The sequence below is a fragment of the Streptomyces sp. NPDC127092 genome, assembly GCF_042722475.1.
GTDB lineage: Bacteria > Actinomycetota > Actinomycetes > Streptomycetales > Streptomycetaceae > Streptomyces.
The window spans coordinates 672-2,020 of the sequence record NZ_JBHXFE010000122.1; the positions used below are offsets into that span (position 1 = coordinate 672).

Sequence of the window (1,349 nt, forward strand, 5' to 3'; positions counted from 1 at the left end):
GCGGCGTAGCAGGCGCGGCGCACGGGCGCCTTGCCGTGGTCACGGGTGTGGCCGCCGAAGCGGCGCTGATCGATCTTGCCCTCGGGGGTGCGGTTGAAGGGCAGGCCCATCTTCTCGAGGTCGAGCACCGCGTCGATGGCCTCCTTGGCCATGACCTCCGCGGCGTCCTGGTCCACCAGGTAGTCGCCGCCCTTGACGGTGTCGAACGTGTGCCACTCCCAGTTGTCCTCCTCGACGTTGGCGAGGGCCGCGCACATGCCGCCCTGGGCCGCGCCGGTGTGGGAACGCGTGGGGTAGATCTTGGTGAGGACGGCGGTGTGCGCGCGCTGACCGGCCTCGATGGCCGCGCGCATGCCTGCGCCGCCGGCGCCGACGATCACCACGTCGTACTTGTGCACCTGCATTCAGGTCTCTCTTTCTGGGTGTCTGTGACGCGGCGGCCGCTCGGGCCGGCCGCACCGCAGGGTGAACGTTTCCGGGGTCAGCCGCAGAAGGCCGGGGAGCCCTCGAGCAGGGCGCCGGAGGCGTCCACCATGCAGGGATCGAAGGTGAAGATCACCAGGGTGCCGAGGATGATGATCACGGCCGTGGCGATGTACAGGATCATCGTCAGCCAGAAGCGGGCGCTGCCGCGGCGGGTGTAGTCGTTGATGATCGTGCGCACGCCGTTGGCGCCGTGCAGCATGGCCAGCCACAGGAGGGCCAGGTCCCAGAACTGCCACAGCGGGTGCGCCCACTTGCCGGCCACGAAGCCGAAGTCGATGGCGTGGATGCCGTCGCCCACCAGCAGGTTGGTGGTCAGGTGCACGGCGATCAGCACGACGAGGAAGACACCAGAGATGCGCATGAACAGCCAGGCGAGCATCTCGAAGTTGCCGCGGCCGCCGCCGTCGCGCGTGTACTTGGGGTCCAGACGGCGGCTGCGGGGCGCCGCGATGGTGGTCTCAGCGGTGGTGCTCATGGCTCAGTGACCTCCGAGTGCGAGGCTGAAGTGACGGATGGCGAAGCCCAGGGTCAGGACGACCCACAGCCCCAGCACGATCCACAGCAGGGTCTTGTGGTGCTGGGTGCCGCCCTTCCAGAAGTCGACCAGGATGATGCGCAGGCCGTTCAGGGCGTGGAAGATGATCGCCGCGACGAGGCCGGCCTCGCCGAGCGCGAAGTACCACGTCTTGTACGAGCCGATCACGGCGTCGTAAGCCTCGGGGGAGACCCGGACCAGGGCCGTGTCCAGCACGTGGACGAGCAGGTAGAAGAAGATGACGACGCCGGTGACGCGGTGGCCCACCCAGGACCACATGCCGCCGTGGCCCCGGTACAGGGTTCCGCGGCCGTTCTTGGCCGGGGCC

General features: G+C 68.7%; 3 protein-coding genes. All 3 read right to left on the bottom strand.

The features are described 5' to 3' along the window. Nucleotides 1-404, bottom strand: a 404-nt coding sequence (locus ACFWJO_RS37760; protein ID WP_386872659.1) for an FAD-binding protein, incomplete at its 3' end; no start/stop codon positions are given. A 77-nt stretch (nt 405-481) separates the two neighbouring features. Further along, on the bottom strand, nt 482-961 hold the full coding sequence (locus ACFWJO_RS37765) for a succinate dehydrogenase hydrophobic membrane anchor subunit (RefSeq protein WP_036314556.1): 480 nt from the start codon (nt 959-961) through the stop codon (nt 482-484). A gap of 3 nt (nt 962-964) precedes the next feature. After that, nucleotides 965-1,321 carry a succinate dehydrogenase, cytochrome b556 subunit gene (sdhC, locus tag ACFWJO_RS37770; protein WP_228063069.1) on the bottom strand — a complete coding sequence of 119 codons (357 nt, stop codon included), beginning with the start codon at nt 1,319-1,321 and terminating at the stop codon, nt 965-967. Between the last annotated feature and the right edge of the window lie 28 nt (nt 1,322-1,349).